20 protein-coding genes are annotated in these 24,381 nt (G+C 57.0%); 10 read left to right on the forward strand and 10 right to left on the reverse strand.

The window, feature by feature from the left end:
• Nucleotides 1-293 precede the first annotated feature (293 nt).
• From EC9_RS15460 to EC9_RS15480, 5 genes are all read right to left on the reverse strand, one after another.
• Nucleotides 294-1,148 carry a M15 family metallopeptidase gene (locus tag EC9_RS15460; RefSeq protein ID WP_145346630.1) on the reverse strand — a complete coding sequence of 285 codons (855 nt, stop codon included), beginning with the start codon at nucleotides 1,146-1,148 and terminating at the stop codon, nucleotides 294-296.
• A gap of 72 nt (nucleotides 1,149-1,220) precedes the next feature.
• Complete coding sequence (locus tag EC9_RS15465; protein WP_145346631.1) at nucleotides 1,221-2,888, reverse strand: LamG domain-containing protein; 1,668 nt, start codon at nucleotides 2,886-2,888, stop codon at nucleotides 1,221-1,223.
• A gap of 433 nt (nucleotides 2,889-3,321) precedes the next feature.
• Complete coding sequence (locus EC9_RS15470) at nucleotides 3,322-3,606, reverse strand: hypothetical protein (protein ID WP_246106141.1); 285 nt, start codon at nucleotides 3,604-3,606, stop codon at nucleotides 3,322-3,324.
• Between the two features lie 253 nt (nucleotides 3,607-3,859).
• Nucleotides 3,860-6,103, reverse strand: a complete 2,244-nt coding sequence (locus EC9_RS15475) for a GH92 family glycosyl hydrolase (protein WP_145346633.1) — start codon at nucleotides 6,101-6,103, stop codon at nucleotides 3,860-3,862.
• A gap of 57 nt (nucleotides 6,104-6,160) precedes the next feature.
• Complete coding sequence (locus EC9_RS15480) at nucleotides 6,161-7,477, reverse strand: glycosyltransferase family 4 protein (RefSeq protein ID WP_218934171.1); 1,317 nt, start codon at nucleotides 7,475-7,477, stop codon at nucleotides 6,161-6,163.
• A gap of 444 nt (nucleotides 7,478-7,921) precedes the next feature.
• Between EC9_RS15480 and EC9_RS15485 the strand changes: the two genes are divergently transcribed.
• The 4 genes from EC9_RS15485 (at nucleotide 7,922) to EC9_RS15500 (ending at nucleotide 12,518) form a co-directional block, all read left to right on the forward strand.
• Complete coding sequence (locus EC9_RS15485; protein ID WP_145346634.1) at nucleotides 7,922-9,367, forward strand: IS4 family transposase; 1,446 nt, start codon at nucleotides 7,922-7,924, stop codon at nucleotides 9,365-9,367.
• A 501-nt stretch (nucleotides 9,368-9,868) separates the two neighbouring features.
• Entirely contained in the window at nucleotides 9,869-10,450 is a 582-nt protein-coding gene (gene pnuC / locus EC9_RS15490) for a nicotinamide riboside transporter PnuC (protein ID WP_145346635.1), read from the forward strand.
• Nucleotides 10,447-11,427: an AAA family ATPase gene (locus EC9_RS15495; protein WP_145346636.1), complete on the forward strand. Its 981-nt coding sequence runs from the start codon at nucleotides 10,447-10,449 to the stop codon at nucleotides 11,425-11,427. The genes pnuC and EC9_RS15495 overlap by 4 nt, the downstream gene beginning before the upstream one ends.
• Nucleotides 11,428-11,435: 8 nt before the next feature.
• Nucleotides 11,436-12,518, forward strand: a complete 1,083-nt coding sequence (locus EC9_RS15500) for an ADP-ribosylglycohydrolase family protein (RefSeq protein WP_218934827.1) — start codon at nucleotides 11,436-11,438, stop codon at nucleotides 12,516-12,518.
• 186 nt (nucleotides 12,519-12,704) lie between these two features.
• Here the strand turns inward: EC9_RS15500 and EC9_RS27010 are convergent, their stop codons facing one another.
• Nucleotides 12,705-12,887, reverse strand: a complete 183-nt coding sequence (locus tag EC9_RS27010) for a hypothetical protein (protein ID WP_246105704.1) — start codon at nucleotides 12,885-12,887, stop codon at nucleotides 12,705-12,707.
• A 325-nt stretch (nucleotides 12,888-13,212) separates the two neighbouring features.
• Between EC9_RS27010 and EC9_RS15515 the strand changes: the two genes are divergently transcribed.
• The 3 genes from EC9_RS15515 to EC9_RS15520 all read left to right on the forward strand — a co-directional run bounded on the left by EC9_RS15515 (nucleotide 13,213) and on the right by EC9_RS15520 (nucleotide 14,789).
• On the forward strand, nucleotides 13,213-14,085 hold the full coding sequence (locus EC9_RS15515) for a TIGR02452 family protein (RefSeq protein WP_145346638.1): 873 nt from the start codon (nucleotides 13,213-13,215) through the stop codon (nucleotides 14,083-14,085).
• Nucleotides 14,086-14,136: 51 nt separating this feature from the next.
• Entirely contained in the window at nucleotides 14,137-14,301 is a 165-nt protein-coding gene (locus EC9_RS26570) for a hypothetical protein (RefSeq protein ID WP_197452621.1), read from the forward strand.
• A 77-nt stretch (nucleotides 14,302-14,378) separates the two neighbouring features.
• On the forward strand, nucleotides 14,379-14,789 hold the full coding sequence (locus tag EC9_RS15520; RefSeq protein WP_218934172.1) for a rhodanese-like domain-containing protein: 411 nt from the start codon (nucleotides 14,379-14,381) through the stop codon (nucleotides 14,787-14,789).
• 590 nt (nucleotides 14,790-15,379) lie between these two features.
• Here EC9_RS15520 and EC9_RS15525 read toward each other — a convergent pair.
• Nucleotides 15,380-17,176 carry an exo-alpha-sialidase gene (locus EC9_RS15525; RefSeq protein ID WP_145346640.1) on the reverse strand — a complete coding sequence of 599 codons (1,797 nt, stop codon included), beginning with the start codon at nucleotides 17,174-17,176 and terminating at the stop codon, nucleotides 15,380-15,382.
• Between the two features lie 572 nt (nucleotides 17,177-17,748).
• On the opposite strand from EC9_RS15525, the gene thiD reads away from it, so the two are divergent.
• Together thiD and EC9_RS15535 are read left to right on the forward strand one after the other, a co-directional pair.
• Nucleotides 17,749-18,513 (forward strand): bifunctional hydroxymethylpyrimidine kinase/phosphomethylpyrimidine kinase, encoded by a 765-nt coding sequence (thiD, locus tag EC9_RS15530; protein WP_145346641.1) that lies wholly within the window; start codon nucleotides 17,749-17,751, stop codon nucleotides 18,511-18,513.
• A gap of 229 nt (nucleotides 18,514-18,742) precedes the next feature.
• Nucleotides 18,743-20,206 (forward strand): sulfatase family protein, encoded by a 1,464-nt coding sequence (locus EC9_RS15535; protein WP_145346642.1) that lies wholly within the window; start codon nucleotides 18,743-18,745, stop codon nucleotides 20,204-20,206.
• Between the two features lie 32 nt (nucleotides 20,207-20,238).
• On the opposite strand, the gene EC9_RS15540 is transcribed toward EC9_RS15535, so the two are convergent.
• Complete coding sequence (locus tag EC9_RS15540; RefSeq protein ID WP_145346643.1) at nucleotides 20,239-21,213, reverse strand: fructosamine kinase family protein; 975 nt, start codon at nucleotides 21,211-21,213, stop codon at nucleotides 20,239-20,241.
• 240 nt (nucleotides 21,214-21,453) lie between these two features.
• Nucleotides 21,454-21,846: a GTP cyclohydrolase, FolE2/MptA family gene (locus EC9_RS27340; protein ID WP_145346644.1), complete on the reverse strand. Its 393-nt coding sequence runs from the start codon at nucleotides 21,844-21,846 to the stop codon at nucleotides 21,454-21,456.
• A 109-nt stretch (nucleotides 21,847-21,955) separates the two neighbouring features.
• Here EC9_RS27340 and EC9_RS15550 point away from each other — a divergent pair, with 109 nt between their 5' ends.
• Nucleotides 21,956-22,756, forward strand: a complete 801-nt coding sequence (locus tag EC9_RS15550) for an endonuclease/exonuclease/phosphatase family protein (protein ID WP_246105705.1) — start codon at nucleotides 21,956-21,958, stop codon at nucleotides 22,754-22,756.
• A gap of 236 nt (nucleotides 22,757-22,992) precedes the next feature.
• Here EC9_RS15550 and EC9_RS15555 read toward each other — a convergent pair whose 3' ends face one another.
• A complete protein-coding gene (locus EC9_RS15555; RefSeq protein ID WP_145346646.1) occupies nucleotides 22,993-24,093 on the reverse strand; it encodes a DUF1559 domain-containing protein in 1,101 nt (366 codons plus the stop codon).
• Nucleotides 24,094-24,381 lie beyond the last annotated feature (288 nt).

Raw genomic sequence — 24,381 nt, forward strand, 5'->3', positions numbered from 1 at the left:
AATCGTCACATCGCTTTCCGCTGTATTTTGTGAATCGATTGCGCCGTCTCGCCCCTGGCAGCCGGTTGCTTTATTTTCGATGAACTCGTCCGATATTTTAGGCATCGCGACGGTCGCACGGTCCACCAGCGACCGGTGGGACGTTTGGACTCGGCTGCGTGATTCCTGCTCCGCAACAAGGCGGCAGGTTTGGTAGTACACAGGTATCGATTACGAGCCCTGAAGGACGAGAATTTCGCCTAGGCCTGGCGAAATCGAAATATTGGTTCGGGTAATCCGCATTTATTCGCGCGTTAGATCGATGTCGTCGCACGTTGCGTTGCTGCGGCGATCTCTTGCTCGATCGCGTCGAGAGGATTCAGGGGACGAAGTGGTTCGTCGTACGGAGTGACTCGATTGGTTTGCGGATCCCAATGAACTGGTCCGTAGCGAGCGGGAGCGGGGTGACCACTGAGGATGTTTCCCATCGCATCGCCTTGGTTGTAGTGCCAGAACTCGAACGGGAAGTGCATGAAGCCGTGGGCTTCCATGAGCGCGGTGATCTCCAATCGGTTCTGCAGATCATCGGCTTCGATAAACGGCGACCGCATCGGCGTTCGCTCGCTCATCTCCAGGTAAGGATTGCCACGCCAGACCTCGCTGCCGTCGTCGCGGCGGAAAACTGAGATATCGACAGCCGATCCCGACATGTGCGTCCCGATTTTCGGAATGTTCGCGATCAAGACCGTCGCCCGGCGAAAGACAAGTTCCGTCGGAGGCAGCTGGCCGTCGTTTTCCCAGATGCACTTCTTCAGGATCGCATCAAACAACTCCGGCTTGCGGACCAACTGACTCTGCATATCCTGCGATCGATAGCCATCTTCGATCTTCAAAATCCAGCCGCGATCGTTCATCGCACGACCGATGTCCATCAGTTTGTTGACCAACCCTTCGCGGATGAAAAAGACTCGCTCGAGTTCGCCAGCGATCTTCGATTCAGAGAACTGCATCTCGATACCCGCTCGTTCCGCCGCATCGGGCAGCGACGCGAAGCCCTCGCCACATTCGTGAACCTCGAAGGGGATGACCTGTTGGATCAGGTCGTAGCCCAGCTGCATTTGCTGAGCCCAATAGTCACGTCGCGAAGGGACGGCCGAAATTGTCTTCAATGGATCAATCCGTGATGTCGATTTAAGTTGTGGTGTCGTGAATGTTGGTTGTTTAACGGCCAGACGATGGTGTTATGGCGATTCTGTTTTAGCAAGCTGCTCGATTTCCTCATGCGTCAACGCACGATTGTAGACTCGAAGATCGCTCATCTTGCCGTTGAAGTAATCGTGCGCGCCGAAGCCGATCTGAAGCGGGCGGTCGTTTGAAATGTTGTAATCGTTCTCTTCATAAACAGCCGACGTTGCGACTTGCTTGCCGTTGACATGCAGCCGCAATTGCTTCCCGTCGCGTACCGCGGCCAAATGCACCCAACCGCTTGGCAAGGCATGATCGTAGCTGACGTTGCGGCCGATCTCGATGGAATGTACACGCCCCGAAGGCAACGTCCCGGCGAACAACCGCCCCTGGAATACGGCCATCGTCCACGTGCGGCGGTAGCGGATATCGGGTGTGTGATCCAGGCGTCCGACTTGCGTCCAATTTGGTTCGTCGAAGCGATAGACTTCGGCCAGAGGCAAGGTGCCGCCATACATCTTGCCGTTGTAGACCATCAACGGCATCGTCTCCAACTCTTCGCCCAACTGCCCCGCGGAAAGCCAGTTCTTGCCGCCGCCCCATCGGAAGACTTTCGCGTTAGGCCACTCGCTGACATACAAATCGCCACGGTGCGTTGCGAAGCCATACGTTTGATTGGCACCTTCTAAGATGCCCAGGTGTTCCCACCGCTCGCCATCGTAACGATAGACGGCTCCTTCGTCGTATCCGCTGGCGAAGATCGCACCGTTGTAGACCGTCAGCGATTCGACCCGCTTACCGTCGGGCGTGCCGCACGACGTCCACTCGGTTCCACCTTCGTAGCGAAAGAAGCCAGCGGGAGCGTACAGCGAACCGGCGTACAGCTTTCCGCGATAGACAACCAAGCCGTTGATCGCTTCGGTCTCGGGCAACGTGCCGCAATAGGTCCAACGGTCATCGCCATCGTAGCGATAAACTTTACCGCCGAGATTGGGGTTCTCCGATTCTTCCAACGACGATCCGCCCAAGCGATACTTGCTGACACCGGCGTACAGCTTGCCGTCGTAGACAGCGAACGCCGAGACCGCGTTGCATTTGTCGGGACTTCCACAATCGGTCCATGTTTTCCCGTCGTAGCGAAACACGCGTCCCGATTGCGTCGGGCCAGCTTCGCATGTTCCCGCAAACAACTGTCCCTGGTAGACCGCCATTCCAAAGATCATCACCGCGTTGCCGAGCTGCCCATGATCGGTCCACTGGTCAACAGACGATCCGTTGTCGATGCCGAAGTGCAGATGGCGATCGTTTGCTTGCGACGAAGTGACGCCCGAGTAGTTCTGGATGCTGAAGTTGAACCCACGTCGGCTGACCGGATCATATTTACTGACAAGATCGCCTAGCACGTCATCTAATTCCGCGGCGGTATTCACCCACATGCCGATTGAAAAATCGTTCCCTGAAAAATCGAGCGACGGGCTGTCAGCGACTTCGACATAACTTTTGCGGCCATCAAAACCGCCCGCCGTCTCCGCTTTGCCATCGCGCCCGGAGGCCTTGAGATCGACGCCACGATTTGTTCCGTGGTTCTCATGCTCGGAGTGATCAGCAACATCGCCCGACAGTTTCCAGTGTCCGACAGGTCCCGGCGGATCAGCCAACGCAGAGGCTGTACAAAAGCTGCTCACGCAGAGGATCGCCGGAAACAGTTTCTGTCGCACAGTCATCGCAAGATGCTCCTTCAAGGGTAAGTCTCGTTGTCGTCTGGGCACCGACTATAACCGCTTCGCAAGACCGATGCGATCAACGTGCGTTGTGCCCTCTGGACAAATTCGCGTTTCGATTTGCAGTATCCACAGGCACGCACAAACGGTTCGAAGCATCGCGGATATCACTGCAAAACGACAATGCCGCGTTGCTCCCCCGTGACACCCGCGCAAGGATACACAGCGCGCAGCTCACCGTCTCTCCAGCGATCTATTCACAGGGCCAAAGGACAGGCGATTTGCCCAGTCGTGCGACCGGAACAACGGGCTGAGTACACATGGGGACAGCTCGATCTTCCGGCTCCTGAGTTCGAACTGGCGTTTCGAAAGCGTTGACCAACACAGACGGTGTGAGGGACAAATCGAGAGGCGCAGCAACGGCAGGAGCGGAAACTCACGCCGGTTCGGCGAGTACTTTTCCGGTTCGGGCGTCCACGCGGTGCAGTCGACTCACATCTCCCAATGCCCCATCGACGTATTTTAAGGAGACCAACCAATACGGACTGTCGGGCACATTCGCCGCCACCATCTCTCGAAGGATTTCCGGATCATGGACACCGTTTTCGCTGTACAGTTTTGCGTAGAACTCCTGTTCACGACGAAGCTTCGGCGTATCGATAAAGACAGCGGAACACTTGGTGCCTGGCGGAACGTTGCCGAAGTGATCGATCACAATCATGATCGCGGCTTTTTGATCGATTTCTCTGCTCGTCAACTCTCGCTCCTGACGCTCGACAACTGCGCAACTGAAAACCACAGCCCGCTCCGTAGACCGTGCTGGTTTTATCGCAGTTTACCACAAACCGTATGCAAGCCAGAGTGAGGCTTCGCGGCCACGGACAGGCCGCCTTTGTGAGAGACACCATCATGCAGACGTACAGACTGCTCTCACGGAGGCACTGAGTTTTGGTGGCGCGGTATTGAGCTATGGATCAGCATTCGTTAACGCTTACCGACGGCGGGCGCTTGGTGGTCCAGGCGGTCCGTTTGGCGGTCATTTCCAGATGCAGGGTCGCGCCTGCGGCGATGTCTTGCCAGCGAAGGTAGGGACGCTGTAGCGGTTTGCCGTTGAGTGTGGCTGAGGCGACGTATTTACGCTCCGCCGACGTTTCCGGTGCTTCGATCGTGAAGATGCTGCCGTTCCCTAGCCGCAATTGGCTGCGTGTAAAGATTGGCGACCCGATCAGGTAGACGTTCTGGCCGGCGACGGGAAACAGGCCAATCGCGTTCCAGACATACCAGGAACTCATCGCTCCCGAATCGTCATTCCCAACCATCCCACCGGGACTGTCACCGTACATTTGAGCCATCCCCGCACGAACGATCTCGCAGGTCCGATCGTGACGACCGGCATAGACGTAGGCGTACGGAACTTCCATATCCGGTTCGTTGTTCAAACCTTCAAATCGCCCCAACGCGTAACCTTCGGCCATCTCTTCGGCCGACGGTTGGCGACCGGGGATCGAAACGTCAGGAGCCCCGAATCCGAAGAACCGATCGAGATCGGCGACGAATTTTTCGTCCCCACCATGCAACGCGATCCGCCCCGCCATGTCGTGCAACAAACGGAAACTGTAGTTCCAGAGCGTCCCCTCGTAATAAGTCGATTCACGCAGCAGCCCATTGTCGTCATAAGCGTTGGACCAGCGGCCCGCCAGCCGCATCATCTTCGTCGCTGTCGCGTCGTCGCCAATGCTTTGAGCAACTTGCGCGGTGCAGTAACAACCGTAAGCCAAGTCGAGCGTATGCGTGATCGGATGGACGACTCCGTCTTGCAAAAAGGCTTCTCCATACGCGCGGCCAGCATCTTTCCACATCATCGTCACGGCACGGTCCCAATCGATTCCCTCCAAACCGCGGTTGAAGGCGTCGGCGATCACGACATGCGCCAGCGCACTGGCCTGATGGGCGAAACGGTCGTACCCGCGTGCGAGTCGATAACCGATCGGGAAATTGCCTTCCATTTCGACGACTGTCAGCATCGAGTTGATCAAATCGGCACCGTGTTGCGGGAAGAGTGACAGGACCAGCGGCAGCTGTGTCTTGTACATGTCCCACATCGTGCTGAAGTCGAAATAGAAGGGACCGTCCCAGGGCCAAAACGGCGATTCGTCATTCGCTTCGCACGGCTTGATCAAGCTGTGATAAAGAGCCGAATAGAAGACGCGACGTTCGGTTTCGGTACCGCCGCTGACGTCGATTCGACCGAGCTTGTCGTCCCAACACGACTCCGTCACGGTCCGAGCGGAGTCGAAATCGCGTGCTCCACCGGACAGACTTCGCCACGCTTGTTGTCGACTGCGGAAGGAGAAGGCGACGTGAACTTCGACAACTTGTCCCTCTTCGGTTGGACCGCTGAAAACGACTCCAAAGGGTTGATAGTTCGATTCGCGAATGTAGTCGTACGACTTTTCACGCTCGCCGGTCAACGGTTCCCCCGCCACCCAAAGGCTCGACTCAAAATCGGCGGGACCAAAGCCATGCACCTCCACGGCGGCCCGAATCGGCAGCCCTTCCATCGTCACGCAAGCTTCAGCGGTCCGCGTGCCGAGCAACCGAAATTCGGCGCGCAGAGGAATCGTTCTGCCATCTTCGATATGAATTCCGCCGTGCGAAAAATCGACCGCCAAAGACGCACGTTCCGACTTGGGAAAGGTATAGCGATGAACGGCGCCGCGCGGCGTTACGGTGATCTCCGCCCGGATCCCTGACTTGTCCAAGCGGCATGCGTAGTAACCGGGCGATGCCTGTTCATCCAACACTTCCCAAGCCGTTCCCAACGCACCGAGCCCACCGATTTCCGCTGTCAGCGGCGTGACGCGACAGTAGTTGTAGTACTTGCGAATCGCGCCGACACCGGAGGGCTGGAAATGGGTGAAGCCGGAGACGAGCATCCGATCGATAAACGGCACCGGCTTGCCTTCGAGCGATTTCCCATAGCGGCCATACCCGGTCGGATAACCGCCGGTGTAGGCCGTCGCGCTGACGGTCCCCATCGGCCGACAAGCCCCCGGATGCGTATTGCCGACTTGTGGTTTGGGCCACCACCACTTCGCCGCCAAACCTGTCGGCGGAGGAAGATCCACCGGCTCGGTACCGATGAAGGGATTCACGCAATCGCGTGGCCGCGCGGGCTCATACGTCGATCGCTCCGCCTCGCGATTCTCTTCAAGCATCAGTCTTCGTCGTTCTCAAAAAAGGGTGGCCGGTAGGGAAACATCGGGCGGGGCGGATTACGCAACCGCGCGAATCGCCGGTGCGGAAAGCAACCGATCGAGGATCACGGCGCGGTCGAAACGCCGAGCGTATTGCTGCGCCGCTCGCGACAAACCGCCACGATCCCAGTCGGACATCGACGCCACCAAGTTCAACTTGGACGTCAGATCGGCAACGTCGCCGGCAGCATGATACAGGCAGTGGTCCCCCGTCGCTTCGGGGATCCCGCCGGTTCGCGTCGTGATCACCGGTCCCAGCCCTCCCGACAGCATCGCCTCGGCAATTGCGATCCCAAACGTCTCGGTGAATTCGGGACGCGGTTTACTCGGCAGGCAATAAGCATAACAGCTGTGCATCAGCGCCAACTTTTCTTCGTCTCCAACGTCATCGAAGAAGCGAATGTTGGGATCGCCAGCGGCGAGTTCGATCAAACGGTCGGCATCGGGGCCGGTGCCACAGATCGCTAACACCTTATTGCCATAAAGTTGACTGGCCCGATAGGCGTGAATCAGATCGTCCACACCCTTTGCTTTGCTCAGGCGACTGAGGAACAGTAGAAATCCATCGGACGAGAGACCGCGACCTGCGAGCACGCTGGCGTTTTCATCCGCTTGCTCAGCGACACTCAAGTAGACGCTGGTATCGATTGCGGGATAGCTGATCCGGACCCGCGATTCCAGTTGGTAGGCGAACGTTGTCTTCAGTCGCTCGTCGACCTGTTGGCCCGCTTCGATGATCAACTTCCGCGTGTATTCGCTGACGGCAACCGGCAGATCGTGGGCAAGGTAGTTTTGTAGGACGATCGCGGCGGCGCCAAGCTGTCCAGTGGAGAGAGCGTTTGCGACAACGTTCGTTACATCCGAACCGACAGCTTCGGCGATCGTCGCGGGAGCTTCTCGCGTTCCCATGCCGCGAAGCGTTTCCACACTTTGCATCACCATCTGGCCATGCGGCACGAGGTATAAATTCATGATCGCGGTGCGTCCAGGCAATCGATTCACAAGATCGATCAAGTGACCTGCGATCGCATAGCCGAGTCGACCGTCGAGAACTTTGTAGTCTCCCACCGGTTCGGGACGATCGACGAAGATCCCCGGCGAGTAGGGAGCGACTGAATCCAGGGGCTTCAGCGGCAGTCCCGATTCGGCCAAGACATCCAACGGGTAGCTGACGATATGGACGTTTTCGATCCCCGCGGCGCGAGCGGCTTCGGCAAGATTGCGAGCTTCGGTCGAGTGTCCGCAGATAATCGGATCGGCGCGAACAACGAGGATCAGATTACGATATGGAATACCGCTTGTTTTCGACATCGTATTCCAGTTTGCGTAAGGCATGCGTACAACTCCCGTTAGCAAAGACAGGAACGAATCGAATGAGCACCCCGTGCACCCATTGGCCAGCAAATCCGCCCGTGGTCGATATCAGGCAAAAGGCAACTTCCGCGCCAGTCCCATTACATCGCCGTCATTGCGTCGGCAAGATTCGTTCCAACCCCATGTGTGAACGCCACTTACAGCCGCAGATCAAAATGCAGCCGACAGAACGCAGTTCGTCAAATCCACGGCTCGTGCCTAACAAGTAGGCACCCGCTGCGTTATCCGAGTTCCATTAACGACCTGCGATGCCCCGTAGTGGACGAGGTAACGAGTCCCAACTCAACCGGCGTTGCCGTCGCGTTTACAAGGGGACTCGTGACCTCCTGTTGATTACCCACAAGTCGCCGCAAAAACAGCTCGTTCTGGCACGGTATTTGCGCTTGTAGTATTTCATTTTGCACAATGAAATCTCAAGGTGAAAGCATGCAACCGACCAGTATCGCATACGAATTTCAAGATATTCAACTTGGAGACAAACGTCTCAACGATCGAGCCGAAGCGTTGCTCGCCTCGCTGGCGGCCAACCCTTCGGCCAGTATCAACGAAGCTTGCAGTGGCTGGGACGAAACCAAAGCCGCCTACCGTCTATTCGATAACCCCAACGTCGATCCCGAAGCCATTCTCGGGGCTCACGCTGAAAAGACACTCCAACGAATCAAAGCCCAAGACACCGTTTGCATCGCACAAGATACCACCGAACTGGACTACACCGCGCATCCGCCCGAAGGCGTCCGCAATCTCGATCGCTTAGGCCGCCGTGGACTTTACGATCATTCCCACATCGCCTTCACGCCGGAGAAACTTTGTCTCGGGGTGGTCGGTGTTAAGTTCTACGATCGCGACAAAGAAGCGCTCGGCACCAGCAAGAAGCGAGAAGGCCAACCCCTACACACCGGCGAAGGGCAACGATGGCTCGATGGTTACCGCAAGGCCTGCGAGATCGCCGGAAAATGTCCTGAAACTCAGATCGTTTCGCTGGCCGATCGCGAAGGAGACATCTACGACATTTTCGTCGAAGCCGATCAGCATGAAACACCGGCTCAGTTCGTCATTCGCTCGCAGCGAAAACGCTCGTTGCCGGAGAAAGACCCCGATGGCGGGCCTGCGGCTTATAAGAAAATGCGTGCCGAAATCGCATCCGCCCAGCCGGTCGCTTACCGCGAAGTCCAGCTTCCCCAAACGCCCGAGCGAACCAAAGGATCAGGAAACAAACAACACCCCGGCCGTGAAGCACGCACTGCGAAGTTAGAAATTCGAGCGAAGCGGATGACTCTTCGTGCGCCACACAACAAGCAGTCTTCGATGCCGCCGGTCGAGATCAGTGTCGTTTGGGTGAGCGAGATCGATGGCCCAGGCGACGGAACCGAAGTCGACTGGCTATTACTGAGTTCTCTGCCGGTCGACACGATTGCCCAGACGCTGCGGATTGTGGATTTGTATGTGGCTCGTTGGCCAATCGAAGTATTCTTTCGAGTTTTCAAAACTGGCTGCCGGGTCGAAGAGATTCAACTCGAAGCGAGAGACCGACTGATCCGCGCGTTGATGTTTTACAAAGTGATCGCATGGCGGATCATGTTTGTGACCTTCTTAGGCCGCGAGTGTCCAGAGCTTCCCTGTGATGTCGTCTTCAGCGAAGCGGAATGGAAGTCGGTCTGGAAAGTGGTGAAAAAGACGGCTCCCCCAAAGCAAGCTCCTGAGCTGTCACAATTCATCCCGGTCCTTGCGACCCTTGGCGGCTACAATCACCGCGAAGGCGACGGTCCGCCGGGAGCCGAAGTGATCTGGCGAGGCACGCGGCGAATGCTCGACTTCGCCCTCTGCTGGCAAGCCTTCGGACCAGACCAATGACTTGTGGGTAATCGACAGCTCGTGACCTCGTCCACTACGAAGAACGACGAAGATGCAGTTGGCGACAAACAGGCCGGTGAAATCTGTACGCGGCGAATACCTGCGGGTTGGACGAGGTCACGCGTCCCATCGAAACCGGCGTTTCTTTTGTGGTTTCAAGGGGACTCGTGACCTCGTCCACTACTGCCGCCTTCGTTCCAATGGCGATACTTTCGTACTGTGCGCTGCAGCGTTCCTAGAAAACGACGCAGCCCACTTTGTCTGGAAAGTCGAATCCGTCGAACTGCGGCGTTGGGGAAGGGAGCGTAGTTGCGATCCGTAGCGAGGTGGTTCGCATAAGCCACGATCAAACTGCTGCGAAGACGCAATCCCCGCAGGCGTCATTTTCGTTTAGAATTTTCGACGGCGCCCAAATGAAGCGATCGCAATCGAGGGCCAACGGTCGCTACCCTTTGCTTGAGACGCTTTTCCAGAAGTCTGAGGACGGCAAAAACAGCTGTGATGAACTTGATCGAACTTACCGCGACCGGATTCGGTTTCCTGTGCGTCCTGCTAACGATTCGTCGCAGCGTTTGGTGTTGGCCGACCGGCTTGATTCAGGTCCTGCTGTTCATCATCATTTTTTACGATGCGAAACTCTATTCGGATTTGGTGCTGCATGTGATTTACGTCGGACTGCAGTTTTATGGTTGGTACTGCTGGACTCGTGATGATGCGGGGGATGATAACCTGATCGTAAAATCGCTTCCGATGTCGTGGCTTGTGGGTTGGATCGCCGTCACGGTTATTGGAACCGTTTCCGTTGGCTGGGCAATGGCGAGATGGACAGATGCCTCGCTCCCCTATCCCGACGCATTTACAACGGTGGCCAGTCTTATCGCTCAGCTATTGCTGGCTCGACGGTATTTTCAAAATTGGGGATTCTGGATCTGCGTCGATTGCGTTGCGATCTGGGTCTACTATACGAAAGACCTCCACGCGACCGCAGTGCTCTACACTGCGTTTCTGATTCTCGCCACCATCGGCTTCCTAACTTGGAACAAGCAGCGACGGAAACAGGAAATCGAGGCGATCGCAGCATGACATTGGGCTTAACGTTAGGTAAATATGCACCGTTGCATCGGGGGCACCAAATGGTCATCGAGCGAGCGATTGCCGAGAATGATCACGTGATCGTGGTGATCTACGACGCTCCGGAAGTCACGTCGGTCCCCTTAGGAACGCGAGCCGCTTGGATTGAGACGTTGTACCCGAGCGTCGAGGTCGTGCTGGCCACCGATGGCCCGACCATGGTTGGGGATGCTCCCGAAATCACCGCCCTTCACGACGCCTACTTGTGCCGGTTGCTCACCGGACGGGACGTTACGCGTTTCTACAGTAGCGAATTTTATGGCAGGCATGTGAGTCAAGCGTTGGGAGCGATCGACTGTCGCGTGGATGAAGCCCGAACACGGATCCCAATTTCGGGGACCGCGATTCGCGAAGCCCCCTATCGGTACCGCAGTTTCCTGGCTCCGATCGTTTATCGCGACCTTATTGAGAAGGTTGTCTTTCTCGGTGCCCCTTCGACGGGCAAGACAACAATCGCTCGCGAACTGGCCGAGCTTTTGAAAACGAAGTGGGTGCCGGAATTTGGTCGCGAGTACTGGGAAACACATCAAATCGACCGGCGCTTAACACTAGGGCAATTGGCTGAAATCGCAGTCGGGCATCGTCAACGCGAAGACGATGTGATCTTGGATGCCGACCGCTATCTGTTTGTCGATACCGACGCAACGACCACGTATCAATTCTCTCTGGATTACCACGGCACAGCAGATCCGACGGTTGAACAGTTGGCTGACGAATGTTCCCGTCGATACCAACTCTGCTTTCTTTGCGACACCGACATCCCCTACGATGACACTTGGGATCGAAGCGGTGAGATGCACCGCAACGATTTTCAAGCGAAGATCGAAGCGGATCTGATTCGCCGCAACATCCGTTTCGTTAAGCTTTCGGGTTCGCGACCGCAGCGTGTCAGCCAAGTCATTGAGCATCTACGGGCATTGGATTCATGAGCGAAGTCTTGCAACGCGAAGCCATCGTCGGGTGCATCTTGGGAACCGCCGTCGGCGATGCGATGGGCTTACCCTACGAAGGCATCGCTCCCGATAGAGCTTCCCGCTTACTCGGTCCGCCCGACCGATATCGGTTCTGTTTCGGACGCGGGATGATTTCCGACGATACCGAACACACCTGCATGGTCGCGCAATCGTTGATTGAAGCGGGAGGCGATGTTGATCTCTTCGTCGAGCGATTCGCAACGCGGTTGAAGTGGTGGATCTTGGCGTTGCCCGCGGGAGTCGGAATGGCGACTGCACGTTCGGCGATCAAGTTATGGTTGGGGGTGAAGCCAACTTCCGCCGGTGTCTTTTCCGCCGGGAACGGTCCGGCGATGCGGGCAGCGATCTTTGGCGTGGCGATCCCAGACGTTTCTCAAATGCTCGAGATGATCCGAGCCTCGACTCGAATGACACACACCGATCCCAAAGCAGAATTTGGTGCAATCGCGGTGGCGCTCGCTGCCCGACACTCAGGAGCACATGTCGCCATCGATTCCAACCGTTGGTTCGAACAAGTTCGCGATACGCTTGGTAACGAGGCAACGGAGTTGATCGCTCTACTTCGCCGAGCCATCGAAAGCGTGAAGGCTGGTGAGTCGACGCGGCGTTTTGCAGACGCTCTCGGACTCACTCGCGGCGTCACCGGCTACATCGACCACACGGTTCCGGTGGCGATTCATGCCTGGTTGTCGCATCCGAATGACTTTCGCGGCGCAGTTACGAGCATCATCGAATGTGGGGGAGACGCGGACACGACAGCCGCGATCGTCGGTGGAATTGTAGGTTCGGGAGTCCGTCGCGACGGCATTCCGATTGCGTGGATCGAGGGAATTGCAGAGTATCCGCGGAGTATCGCATGGATGCAGAAGGTGGCCGAGACACTCGCCACTGTCGATTTTGCTAAAGCCCCTCAGCAGTGCGGAGCGGTGTCACGCTTCACGACCAAGGCTCCGACAGTTAAGCCAATCGCGGTTCTGCTCCGTAATCTGCTGTTCCTGCAAATCGTCCTCTACCACGGCTTCCGCCGCCTCGCCCCGCCCTACTAAACAGTGCTGGGAATCCCGAAGCTCGCCTGCGTGGATCCCGCCTGCCGAGCACGAGCGATTCGGGACGGGCATGGTTTCAGGGAAGGCAAGAGCAACTGCGAAAGAGATCGACGGCGATTTCGTGGTGCTCAAAGGATCGACAGCGACGCTGGGCCCCGCGACAGTTGGACCAGCTACCGAGAGCTGCTACAGCAACTCGTCGACGAAAAGAAGCTGGTCGAATTGCCGGACCGAGGCGCACTTCAGTTCGCCGAAGACGCCGATTTCAATAGTCCCGGTACCGGCGCAGCGAGCGTTGCCGAAGGGAACAACAACGGACGTGTCGCTTGGAAAATTGTCGGCACCCGACAAACGCATGGTGAACTTCACCAGGCACAACTCCCAAGTGACGAGGACGAATGAAGGTCTGTCTCGACGACGAACGTGCCACTCACGAGGACGGCGACGAGTTCAATGGCCAATTAGGGCGATCGATCTCTCGAAAGCTGGGAGAGTCGAGGAGAGCAGCTTGGATCACGACCAAGCTGATGCTGAACGGGGAACTGGCTGCGATGAGGTACTCGCGAGCGATTCACGCCGCATAGGCACTAAAAGCGCGGGGCGATGCCCACGCGGTTAAACTAGAAGACTCCTTGCTGGCTGCATAGGATGGAAAACGGTATCCGAGCGATTGATACGATGGTGAGATAACGCGATGAGTAAGCTGCATTTCCTGCCGGTTGTCGATTCCGACGAACTGGCTCGCATGAACCAGAGTGTTCTGGAGATTCGTCATGAAATCGCGGAGTCGCTCGGGCGGTCGGCTTTGGAAGCGATCGATCGTGGAGAATACCTCACCGACGCCGGGACCGTTGATTGGGCTGCGTCGATCGTAACCGCAAAAGCGTCGAAGGTTTCCATTCCGCCAGACGCTTTGCTGCCTCCGGTTGAGAGCAACAGGTATTCGGAGATGCATGTCACCGTTGCCAATCAAACGACGTTCGCTGCCGCTCGCGATCTGTTGGAACAAGGGTATCGGCCGTTGGCGTTGAACTTTGCAAACGGTGTCGAGACAGGAGGCGGATTCTTGCGTGGCGCGACGGCTCAGGAGGAAGCGCTCTGCCGCTGCAGTGCGTTGTACGCGACCCTACTGGGCGATCCGATGTATGATTTTCACCGCGAGACCGATCCGGCGGCATCGAGTGCGTGGGCGATCTTGTCGCCCGACGTGCCTGTCTTTCGCGACGACGCGGGGATGGAGTACGATCAACCTTGGTTGCTCAGCTTCCTCACGTGCGCGGCACCGTACGCTCCTGCGATCGGACGAGCGCGGTCGGCGAAAATGCTTCGGCAACGAATCGATCGCGTTCTTGCGATTGCTCAAGCCTATCGATACAACTCACTTGTCTTGGGTGCATGGGGATGTGGTGCGTTTGGCAACGATCCGCTGCAGACGGCGAAGGATTTCCGAGACGCGTTGGAAGGTGACTTTGCAGGCGTCTTTTCAAGCGTGATCTTTGCCATCGCCGATTGGTCGCAGCAGCGACGGTACCTGCGTCCCTTTAGCGACGTCTTTTCGGAAGCGTGACGCTGTGAGACGATACGATCGACTACCGAACCGCAAGGAGAAGGCAAAACGATGCAGAACGATTCCGACGAACGCCCGCAAAAGCAAGATCCAGTAAAAGCTTCCGTTCCCGCATGTCCGGTCTGTGGTGGTCGCTTGATCGACATCCGAGGCAAGTTGCAATGCACGGTGTGCCATCGAATCTGCGAGACCTGTTGCGAAGGTGGTCGCTGTTAGCGGCGCGGTGAATCGCGATGGCACTTGGCGATATCGTCCTTCGACTCTGCAATGCTTCATTTGGGGCGATCGAGGCGGTGCGTCGATCGCTTGGTCGGCCGGCGGTTGAAACGATCTCGACGGCGGAGCTTCACTCCGCAATGAATTCGAGCCAATCGCCGCCGGTGTTGGTCGATGTTCGCAGCGATGCGGAACGAGCCGTATCTCGGATTCCCGGTGCTATCACGCAGCAGAAATTTGAAGCCAGCTCGGATGAAAAATTCTCTGGCCGACGCGTAGTGACCTACTGCACCGTGGGCGGACGCAGCTATTTATACGCTCGCAAACTGGCTGCCAGCGGCATCGACGCCGCGAACTATCGCGACAGCATCCTCGGATGGTGCCGCGCAGGCCTTCCGCTCGAATCGCCAGACGGCGAAGCTACCGACGCCGTGCATCCGTATTGGCGGATCTTCCACGTGCCGGATCGATACGACGTGAAGACGTGAACGGCGATCGATACGAATCATTCTTCTGATAAATCCACAGGGGCAGGCGTTGCGTTTTGCCGAAGGGCCGAATTCTAGAATGACTGGCGTTTCGCACCGAGTAGCAGTGAGGACTGTCAGAATGATGGGGCAGAATGATTTGCAGCGACGACAAGATGGTGGTGTTGACGCAAACGCTTCGTTTTCGAGAGAGATCAGCGGATTAAACGTATGGTGAGAGAGCTTGTTTTTGGAGGCTGGCAAGAGATCTTGCAGAACGCCGTTGATGGGATTCGCTAACGCCTGCCCTTCGCGGCATCGTCCATACCCTGAATCATTCTTCCCTCATCATTCTGCCAACAAACCCGCACGGTCAGGTCTCGCGTTCTGACAAACGGCCCGATCTCAACAGCTCCTCGCTTCGCAACGGCGAGCCGTGAAGGATTGGCAGAATGATTTGGAGGGACTGCGGGACCATGTGGGAGTTGACATGACCAGCTATTGAAATTGTGAGAACTATGGGGAGTCATTGAACCTTGGCTACGGTACTTCTAATACGATTGCGGCGGCGGACGGCCTTGTGTCGCTGCTAGTACTCGCTGGGGTTCTTTCTACTGAAGTGATGCGATCGGAATGATCGCCAGTTCGGCGCTGTTGAGGTTACCGCGTCGGCCACCGTTGTTGGAATAACCGACGTAGAGATGCCCATCATGCTCGATCGCGCAGGGATAGGAAAGACTCAGGCTGTCCGCTGATTCGCCCGGCTGGCCGGGGTGCTGGGAGCGGCGAATCACAAACACCTTGTGAAAGATGGTTTCGCCGGGAGCGGTGACGGCGATCGTAAGTGGAGTGCGGCGGCCGCCGTTGTTTCCGGCCGTAGTGCAAACCAGGTATTGCTGCCCTGTGCTGAGTGTTCCCGCGACGGGCTTGGACGTAGCCATCGGCAGGTTGCTGATTCGCGACGGTGTCCAGGTGCGTCCGTAATCCTCGCTGATGGCGATCAGTGCGGTAGCACCGCCGCCGTAGCGGGAGACGTTGAATACTCGCTTGCCATCGACAAAGTTCGCAGATTCACCCCACATCCGATCGATGCCTTCGCCAGCGGGGATCTCGACGTAATCCCAGTTGGTGAAATCGTCGCCGCGACTGATCGCAACCGCCGCCGGGAACGTCTTGTTACTCGAATAAGGCCCAGCCGAAATGCCCGGCATGATCCAGTTGCCATCGTTCATCTTCACAGGCTGGTTCATCGGCCAAAACCCGTTGCGGAGTACTATCCCATGCTCGACCCAATCGCCGGATGCTTCGTCGAGCGAATATGCCCGCGTGTGGATCTTCTGCATCTTGCCGTAATAGGCGCCGTGGAAGGCCCAAAGTTTTCCGGCGTTCGAGAGGAGGACGCCGTGGCTGACCGCCAGATCGGGTTCTTCCCCGGCATCGATCACTCGCAGTTCGCTCCAAGTCTGTCCGTGGTCCTTGCTGACGCGGTATTGAGCTTCCTCGCTGACTGTATTCTCCGCTCCCTTGTTGTGACCGATCGAGGCGTAGAGTTTGTTCTTGTGCCAGCCGAGCCCCACGCCGTGTAGGAAGGTGTACCCGTCCGCTTCCCGATCCCACTTTTTGATCACATGAAACTTGACGCTTTTTAAAGTGGGGATGTCGGCGGCAACGGGCAGCGGCGAAGCTGGGTCCCAGATTGGAAACGGTTCGGCAAAGTCGGGGATCGGGTGAGTCGCCGTGACCGGTTTGTAGAGGGATGCCATTTCGCTTGGCGTGAGCGAGCGATTGAAGAGCATCGCTTGATCCAACGCACCCATCAAGGTTTGACGAATTCGGCCGTCGTCATCGACGCCGCCGAAGGTTAGCGGTGCTTTTGTCTGCGCGATCGGCTGCTTCAGTTCGACTGTCCCAGCGAGCTTGCCGCCCAACCACAGTTCCGCTTTGTCATCGGCAATCACAAGTCCCACCTGGTGCCACGCTCCTGGATTGAGCGGCGCGTCGGCGTGCGTCGTTTTCCAACCATCTTGCTGCACGTACAGTCGCAGTTTCTGGTCGCTGTCGATCATGACACCCCACTCGCGCTCGTTCAAAGCGTAGCGATTCTTCCCGACGATCATCTGCTGGCCGCGATCGAGATTGTAGGGATTGAACCAGACGACCAAGCTGAACGGCTTTCCGCTGTTGGGCACGGTGGCGGAGTCGTTGACTTCGAGCAGCGACTTGCCTTTCAGAACAAGCGATTGGTCGTGAACTCCAGTCGCCTCCGCAGGGGAACTACCTTTGTAACGAACTTGCTCGGAGGAGACGGAGTCCATTGGCCAGACCCGATCGGGCTGCGGTTCCGACGCCACCGCTGCGGCCGCTGTGAACAAGGCCAACCCCAGTAGATACACAAAACGCTCGCTCATCCAATTCCTCTCTATCCTGTCTGTTCAACTGCCACGATCGCCAAACCCAGGTTGACGGCTTTGGGCAGCGACAGCCACCTTGAATCGCAGGGGCAACGATGCCACTCGCCCCACCTCTCGTGATGTATAACATTATCAAAATCGGGGCGTCGATGAGATCAGGGGGGGGCGATATCAGGGAACAACCGCAGACCCTGTCATTGCATCCGAAGGTGATTGTCAAAAAGCAAGTCGGACTGTGATCGCTGCGGGATCATCGCGCGCATCGGGCTCGCGTACCGGTAGCAAAAGGGGACAGGCATCAACGCAAAATGAGTCCGTCCCGAATCGTGGCTGCTGTCTGAGGTTCTTTGGCATTGTTCGCTGTTGGAAGGATTCTGAATTGCCCCCGGAGTGTCCGCCAGTCGTGGTCTATCGCAGAGGTGATTTTCACCCCCTCCCGTTGTCGACTGTTCCATCAGTGCGTCACGTCGCTTCAGAAAACAGAGTGCGATAAACTGATCGCGATTGGAGCGTGTTCGCATTGCTCCCCCAACGCGATCCATCCTCTCTTGCTCTCGGAGCCCCTGACATTGCATGTTGCTTTAACTATCGCCGGTTCGGACCCCTCCGGTGGTGCGGGGCTGCAAGCGGATCTGAAGACATTTCACGCCCATCGGGTTTATGGCACCAGTGTCGTTACATTGTTGACGGTGCAAAACACACAAACCGTCGACGCCATCGAACAAATGAATCCCGAGTTTGTGCTGGCTCAATTGGATGCTGTGCTCAACGATATTCCGCCGACAGCAGCCAAAACGGGGGCATTGGGTAGCGCCGCGATGATCGATGCGGTCGCCGCGCGGGCTTCTTCATTCAGCTTTCCCTTGGTGGTCGATCCGGTCATGATCAGCAAGCATCGCGTGCCGTTGCTGGACGATGCTTCGATCGATGTGCTGCGTCGCGAATTGCTGCCGCATGCGTTCTTGGTCACCCCGAATCGGATGGAAGCAGCCCGTTTAGCAAACATCGACGTGGATGATTTGGAGTCGATGCAGACGGCTGCGCAGATGATTCATCAATTGGGAGCAACAAATGTGCTCGTCAAAGGAGGTCAAGTCGGTTCGGAGTCGGTCGATTGGTTGTTCACCGAAAATGAGTTTCATCGCATCGGCGGAGAGCGAATCGATACACGTAATACTCACGGCACCGGATGCGTTCTTTCCGCAGCGATCACCGCAAGCCTTGCACAGAATATGCCGCTGGTTGAAGCTGTTGAGCAAGCGAAGCTGTACGTTGTCAATGCGATTCGCACGGCGCCCAATCTAGGCAAAGGCTATGGGCCGGTGAATCTATGACATCGAATCGCCATCGACCATTCCTTGCTTGCGATCCCATGGCCGCCGCTCATGAATCGATCGACGCTCTACAGAAACCTATCCCTCACGGTCCATGCGGCGGTTACTATATCTGTGCCGATCTCCTAGCTGAAATGGACAGCTTGCCATCAACCGCTCCATCGCCGCGTTGCGTCGCTTGAGCCTTCACCTTCTAAGTCAAAATGTTTTGTTCGAAATGAAACCAGCCATGATCTTTCCAAAGCACAGCCTGCTTGTCTTGCCGTTTCTGTTGTTCCCGGTTCCATGGCTGCGGGCCGATGAAACCCAAACTGACAGCACCAGCGAATCGCAGCCGAACATTATTCTTGTCATGGCCGATGACCAGGGATGGGGAGACGTCGGCTACAACGGACATCCGTTTGTGCAGACCCCGGAACTGGACGCGATGGCCGGCGCGGGGTTCGTGTTCGATCGCTTCTACGCCGCAGCACCTGTCTGTTCGCCGACGCGTGCCAGCGTGATGACCGGACGTTCGCCGATTCGCACCAAGGTCACCAACCACGGTCGCTACATGCGTCCTCACGAACAAACGATCGCCGAATCACTGAAGGATGCAGGTTACGTCACGGGAATTTTTGGCAAAGTTCATCTGGGCTCCGGGCAACCCGATTCGCCGTGCAACCCAAGCGGGATGGGATTCGATGAATGGGTTGTCGGGCTCAACTACTTCGACAACGATCCGTATCTAAGTCGCAATGGCAAGATCGAACACCGGCAGGGGAAGGGATCGGTCCTCGCGATGGACGATGCCCTCGAATTCCTGCAGCAACATCAACAGGGCGACCAGCCGATGTTTGCCGTCGTTTGGTTCCCCTCCCCTCACGATCCGCATCAGGAAGTCCCCGAAGGTCCTTCGCTTTATGACGGCGAAAAACTGGCGGGCTATTATCGCGAGATCACCCTGCTGGATCAGCAGCTGGGGAGATTGCGTCGGGAGCTGAAACGCATGGAGATCGCCGACGACACCATCCTCTGGTATTGCAGCGACAACGGCGGCCTGAACGCAGCGACCTCGGGCGGTCGCCAGCGCAAGGGGAGCATTTACGAAGGGGGTCTGCGAATCCCGTCGATCATCGAATGGCCCGCTCGCAAACTCAGCGGACGAACCGAGGTGCCAGCCTGGACCTGCGACATCTATCCAACCCTGCTAGCGATGGCTGAGATTCAGTCGACGCCTCCACACCCACTCGATGGCATCGACATCAGCGACATCATCGCGGGGCAGACGGACAAACGGAGCAAGCCGCTGGGGTTCTGGCACAAGTTCCAGCAAGGGCAATCCACCTACAGCGACCGGATCCAGAAAGCGATCATGGAAAAGCAGCAAGCTGGAGCTCCCCTGCCGCACGATGAACCACGGATCCGAAAAGACGTCGACGAATTCCCGCAGTTCTCCGAAGACGTCGCGACGGGACATGCGGCATGGACCGACTGGCCATGGAAACTCCATCGCATCAACGGCAAAACCTACGAGCTCTACAATTTGGCGGATGATCCAATGGAAACAACCGATCGTTCCGACACCCCCGATCAACAAGCTCGATTGAAGCGGATGCAGAAGGAACTGAACTCCTGGATGCGTTCGGTGGTCCGAAGTCTCAATGGAGACGATTACGCCGGCTTGCACGCAACGGAGAAGACCAAGCGGTGAATCCCATCGGGTGATGGTCGATCGCAATATTCCTAGCGAAGCAATCGACGAGCCGTTGCCTCACAACAGGACAAATAGCCGGCACCAAACAGATTCAGGTGGTTCAGTTGATGATACAGTGTGTAGACCTCGGCCCGCTCGCGCCAGCCTGTTCGAAGCGGCCAGCATTTGTTGTACGCTTCATAGAATGCGTTGGGACAATTGCCCATCCACAGCAGCATACCCAACTCCGCTTCGCGATGTCCGTAGTAGACAGCTGGATCCAAGATCACCGGCTGGCCGTCTGAATCGCAAAGATAATTGCCGCTCCAAAGGTCACCATGCAGGAGCACGGGCGGTTCGGTCGCCGGTGCCAACATCGCTGGCAAGCGTTTGATGACGCTCTGGACCAACGGAAACAAGTCACGGCTTCCGATCGATTGCTGCCGAGCCCAATCGATTTGGAACCCCAATCGATGTTTGGCGAAGAAGGTCGGCCAGTCGTCGCACCAGCGGTTGGGCTGCCGTGCGGAGCCTAAATAGTTGTCGCAGCGGTATCCGAACCGATGGTCCGGTTCGCGTTGGGATAAGCGATGCAGGCTGGCCAGATGCTGTCCAAAACGCTTGAAGAAATCGGGAGAGGGTGAGCCGCGCCCGATTGCCTCGGAAACCAAGATCGCTCGATTGCCAACCTTTTCGACCGCCAGCGGCTCGGGAACACGAATCGCGCCGATCGCGCGGAGTTCATCGAGTCCTTGGAATTCGAGTTCGAACGCTGTTTGGAAATGGGCGGCATTGATCTTGGCGACGACTTGGCCATCGGGCAGCAGATCGACAAGCCAAGCTTCGCTGATGCTTCCTCCCGACAAGGATCGGCAGCCGCGGATCGCGACGGCTTCGCCGCGACGTTCTGACATCAGCCGACAGACCGCTGCTTCAATGGATGGGTCCAGCTTTCCATTCCTTCGTTGGGACAGATGGGAAATGAGGTAGGCCTCCAATATACCAAAGCCGCGATCGCAAACCATTTCACCAACTGCAACGCGCTTGGGGCGAGCTCGTATTGGTGCCCAGCGTTTTGAAAGCAACGCGGCCCGATGGGCTCGCGGTCAAACGAAAAATACAATGTGACCTGCTTAGATGTGTCGCCGTAGCGCCAACCGGACGGTCGTTCGAGAAACTTTCGGTCGACAGTGCGTTTCTACGCTGCCCTCTTTAGAATCATCCACTGCCGTCTCGGAAGATGAAGACGCGCAACCTTGCCTCCGTTAGGTTCGCATCTCGATCTGTGCAAATGCGTTGTGCTGCTGGAGCGACTCAAAGTTCTCCGATCCGCAACGGAACCAAGCAATTCTCGCATCCGATTTTGGACTCATCGCGAGATCGCGCACCGAGTTCTCGACGAACTTTGGATTGTCATAGGACTGTACGTCAGCGGTGACTTGTGTTGTTTTCAGGTGATTTCTGCTCAGCAGACAGGGGCGTCGATGGTGAGCATCGGGCTTCCCGGTGTAGACTGTCCCCCGTGCTGTCCCGAAAACGTCGTGGTCGAGACGAGAGCCGCCACGAACAACGCGACGGGAATGGATTGATAGGGGCTCGTCACCTCCGCCACAACGACCGCACCAGCCCTTTGCTTGAGGCAATCGCGCCTTGGGCATAAAGCATGTTTGCGCACCCTCCCCACACAAAATCGACGCTCAGCAGCCGTGCGATGTTCGTTCCAAAATGCTGACATCACGATCGGCAAAACCAGGAGTCATGAAAACGATGAAACCGTTAATCAAATATCTCGTGTTGGCAGCGATGACGCTGGCGCCTCTGTCCGCAAGTTACTCCGCCGAACCGTTGCGTCTGCGAGTGCTCAGTTACAACATCCATCATGGTGCAGGAGTTGACAGCAAGCTCGACCTGCAGCGAATCGCCGACGTGATCCTGTCGGTCGAACCGGATATGGTAGCGCTACAAGAAGTCGATAAGAACGTGAAGCGATCGGGCGATGTGGATCAGCCTGCGGAACTGGCTCGGCTGACCAAAATGAATGTCGTCTTCGGTGCCAACATCGACCTGCAGGGAGGCCACTACGGCAACGCGATCCTCTCGCGATTCCCGATCATCCGACACGAGAATCATCGGTTACCAAACATCGACGACGGCGAGCAGCGTGGAATGATCGAGGCGGAGATCGCGCTGCCGAAATCGAATCAGCCGCTGCTGCTGCTGGCCACTCACTTGGATCATCGCCCAGACCAACGCGAACGCCTCGCTTCGGCGAAGTTCATCAATGAACGGCTCGCCGGCCACCCCCAACTTCCTGCTTTATTGGCGGGTGACATGAATGCCCGTCCCGACAGCGAAACCCTGCGACAGTTTAAGACGAAGTGGACGTCCGCCAATGAAAAGCCCATGGCAACGTACCCGGTGAATCCGCCGACGATTCAGATCGACTTCATTCTGCACAGTCCCGCCAAACGCTGGAAGATCATCGAGTGCAAAGTCCTCGACGAGGCGGTCGCATCGGACCACCGAGCCATCTTTGCCGTATTGGAACTTCAGACGGACCTGGAATAGGTTTGCAGCCATTGAAAATCAGCTTCCTAATGATCCTCGCGATGTTATTTCTCGGCGTCAAGATTCGCGATGCGGAGGCCGATTTGCAAGTCAATCTGCTCACATCATCCTGCCACAATTCGCCTGATCTATCGATTGGCAGAATGATAAATGGCAGAATGTTGCAAGATATGGCGCGGGCCTCGTCCACGATACGGGGTATCGTAGGCTGGTACCGACGGCGTGGCTGTTGACGCTTAATATTCGCCCAAGACTTGGCCGTCGTTGCGGAGCATCAGGTTCAGGAAAACGCCGACGTCGACGGTTTCGCTGAGCGATCGCGCCGAGCCATCGCACAATCCGACGTTCACGATCCCAGGGTGGAAGCTGTAGGGCTGGCTCTTGTTTGTGTGATTCATGACGCTGTATTTTCCGCACGTGTCGATCGTCGCTTCCCAGGCGGCGCTGGCGGAGCAGTCGGTGGCGGTGTCGGGAACCGAAGGGTCGCCCGACGACGAGACGCCACGGTTGGTATTCGACGTATCGGCCGTCAAATTGTCCGCAGCATAAGCACGCATCTTCACGCCATCTCCACTGCCTGCCCAAGCCAGACTGGCACCGCCGGTGGGAGCGGCGACAGTCCCGCGAACAAACAACTCGGGCGAACCGACACATTCGTAGTACATCATCGTGTTGCTCAACCCGTCGGTGATGTCGCGAGCTTTGCCCCCTTTGTTCAGAGGATTGCGATTGCGCGATCCCGATGCGGGAGTCATCGCGGTGCTGAACTGCATCTGAGGCTCGCCGCTCTGGTAATAAAGCGGATGTCCGACCGGACGCAGTGCGGGGACGCGCGGGGTCGTGTAATCGGAAACGCCTAGGGCGACGCCGCTGTCTTCAACAGCTCGCGTTCCGGTCGCACTTGGGCACTGGAAGACGGACAAACTGGTGCCCGCCGCGATGTCCAAATCCGCTTTGTTGCTCCAAGCTGTGCCGATCTGGCCGTTGTATCCCCAGCGATATTCGCTGGAGGCCGGATCGTTGTAGTTAGGATGCTTGGCATCGTTGAAGACGTTTGCCAACGCTTCCTGTTCAACGAAGCTGAGGATCCGCCACAGCGATCCGGTTCGCGAATAAGGGTAGTGCCCAAAGGTGTGCTCGTGCATCGACATCCCCAAGGCAATCTGCTTGACGTTGTTCTTGCACTGCATGCGGCGGGCCGCTTCGCGGGCGGATTGGACGGCGGGAAGCAACAGACCGACCAAAACACCGATGATGGCGATCACCACCAACAGTTCGACGAGAGTGAAACCGAGAGTTTTGGAGGGACTAGTTTGGCGAGGGGGCAGGGTAGGCATGGCCAGTCAAATTCAAATTTGGGTGGAACGGATCATGCGCACTAATAGGCGCAACGAAAGGTATCCCACGTAACTGGCTGGCTAATTGAATTGGCTGGCTGACATGAGCGGTGACATTGAGACGCAATATCAACAGCAGATGATAGGCAGCAATTTTGGGGGCGTCAAGCCGGTGCCTTGCATCGTCGAGCACGGGAACGGGGCGGAATCAACTTTTCAGCTGCACTGGTCAGTTGCTGGTTTGCAGCCGATTCGCTTTCTACGACTGATATGTAGACCGATCCCCGG

It is taken from the genome of Rosistilla ulvae (assembly GCF_007741475.1).
Classification (GTDB): Bacteria; Planctomycetota; Planctomycetia; order Pirellulales; family Pirellulaceae; genus Rosistilla; species Rosistilla ulvae.

Excerpts from the sequence above, each read along its gene's own strand:
- EC9_RS15495 (WP_145346636.1), top strand. The coding sequence starts at position 10,447 with ATGACATTGGGCTTAACGTTAGGTAAATATGCACCGTTGCATCGGGGG.
- EC9_RS15550 (WP_246105705.1), top strand. The coding sequence starts at position 21,956 with ATGAAACCGTTAATCAAATATCTCGTGTTGGCAGCGATGACGCTGGCG.
- EC9_RS15555 (WP_145346646.1), bottom strand. The coding sequence starts at position 24,093 with ATGCCTACCCTGCCCCCTCGCCAAACTAGTCCCTCCAAAACTCTCGGT.
- EC9_RS15515 (WP_145346638.1), top strand. The coding sequence starts at position 13,213 with ATGAGTAAGCTGCATTTCCTGCCGGTTGTCGATTCCGACGAACTGGCT.
- pnuC (WP_145346635.1), top strand. The coding sequence starts at position 9,869 with ATGAACTTGATCGAACTTACCGCGACCGGATTCGGTTTCCTGTGCGTC.
- EC9_RS15535 (WP_145346642.1), top strand. The coding sequence starts at position 18,743 with ATGATCTTTCCAAAGCACAGCCTGCTTGTCTTGCCGTTTCTGTTGTTC.
- EC9_RS15480 (WP_218934171.1), bottom strand. The coding sequence starts at position 7,477 with ATGCCTTACGCAAACTGGAATACGATGTCGAAAACAAGCGGTATTCCA.
- EC9_RS15540 (WP_145346643.1), bottom strand. The coding sequence starts at position 21,213 with ATGGTTTGCGATCGCGGCTTTGGTATATTGGAGGCCTACCTCATTTCC.
- EC9_RS27340 (WP_145346644.1), bottom strand. The coding sequence starts at position 21,846 with ATGCCCAAGGCGCGATTGCCTCAAGCAAAGGGCTGGTGCGGTCGTTGT.
- EC9_RS15465 (WP_145346631.1), bottom strand. The coding sequence starts at position 2,888 with ATGACTGTGCGACAGAAACTGTTTCCGGCGATCCTCTGCGTGAGCAGC.
- EC9_RS15475 (WP_145346633.1), bottom strand. The coding sequence starts at position 6,103 with ATGCTTGAAGAGAATCGCGAGGCGGAGCGATCGACGTATGAGCCCGCG.
- EC9_RS15470 (WP_246106141.1), bottom strand. The coding sequence starts at position 3,606 with ATGATTGTGATCGATCACTTCGGCAACGTTCCGCCAGGCACCAAGTGT.
- EC9_RS15485 (WP_145346634.1), top strand. The coding sequence starts at position 7,922 with ATGAAATCTCAAGGTGAAAGCATGCAACCGACCAGTATCGCATACGAA.
- EC9_RS26570 (WP_197452621.1), top strand. The coding sequence starts at position 14,137 with ATGCAGAACGATTCCGACGAACGCCCGCAAAAGCAAGATCCAGTAAAA.
- EC9_RS15525 (WP_145346640.1), bottom strand. The coding sequence starts at position 17,176 with ATGAGCGAGCGTTTTGTGTATCTACTGGGGTTGGCCTTGTTCACAGCG.